Annotated in this window: 1 protein-coding gene; it reads left to right on the forward strand. The window is 64.4% G+C overall.

All coding sequences use genetic code 11. From position 1 onward, the window contains the following. Positions 1–1,300 (forward strand): VCBS domain-containing protein (locus AC1DQM_RS29785; protein WP_477747252.1); only part of this gene is annotated, 1,300 nt, incomplete at both ends.

A 1,300-nucleotide genomic window follows, 5' to 3' on the forward strand; every position in this document is an offset into this window, starting at 1 on the left:
GCGACGCGACATCGACCATGCGGCCACCGCCACCTGGAGCATTGCCGGGTCCAATACCGGCAGCTACGGCTCGATCGCGGTGGACGGCACCGGTCAATGGACCTACACGTTGGCCAATGGCACCGATGGTGTCGCCAGTGCCGTGCAATCGCTGCAGGCCGGCGAGAGCCATAACGAAGTGTTCACCATCCAGGTCAGCGATGGCCTCGGCGGTGTCGACACCCAGCAGGTGACTGTCACCGTCACCGGCAGCAACGATGCACCGGTGCTCAGCTTCGCGTCGGGCAACGATGTCGGTGCGGTGCAGGAAGACAGCACGCTCAGCGTCAGCGGCCAATTCAGCTCAAGCGACATCGACCACGATGCCACCGCCACTTGGTCGATCAATGGTTCGGCCACTGGAACCTACGGCTCGATCGCCGTCGACAGCACGGGCCAATGGACTTACACCCTGGCCAACGGCACCGATGGCGTCGCCAGTGCCGTGCAATCACTGCAGGCCGGCGAGACTCACAATGAAGTGTTCAGCATCCAGGTCAGCGACGGCCTGGGCGGCGTCGACACCCAGCAAGTGACTGTCACCGTCACCGGCAGCAACGATGCGCCCGTGCTCAGCTTCGCCAGCGGCAACGATGCCGGTGCGGTGCAGGAAGACAGCACGCTCAGCGTCAGCGGCCAGTTCAGCTCGAGCGACATCGACCATGCAGCCACTGCCACCTGGTCCATCAATGGCTCGGCAACTGGAACCTACGGCTCGATCGCCGTCGACAGCAGCGGCCAATGGACTTACACCCTGGCCAACGGCACCGATGGCGTCGCCGGTGCCGTGCAGTCGCTGCAGGCGGGCGAGAGTCACAATGAAGTGTTCAGCATCCAGGTCAGTGATGGCCTCGGCGGCGTCGACACCCAGCAGGTGACCGTCACCGTCACCGGCAGCAACGACGCACCGGTACTCAGCTTCGCATCGGGCAATGAGCTGGGCGCCGTGCAGGAAGACAGCAGCCTCAGCGTCAGCGGCCAGTTCAGCTCAAGCGACATCGACCACGACGCCACCGCCACCTGGAGCATTGCCGGGTCCAATACCGGCACTTATGGCTCGATCGCCGTGGACGGCAGCGGTCAGTGGACTTACACCCTGGCCAACGGCACCGATGGCGTCGCCAGTGCCGTGCAGTCGCTGAAGGCGGGCGAGAGTCACAATGAAGTGTTCAGCATCCAGGTCAGTGATGGCCTGGGCGGCGTCGACACCCAGCAGGTGACTGTCACCGTCACCGGCAGCAACGACGCACCGGTACTCAGC

This window comes from Pseudomonas sp. 01L34 (genome assembly GCF_056400265.1).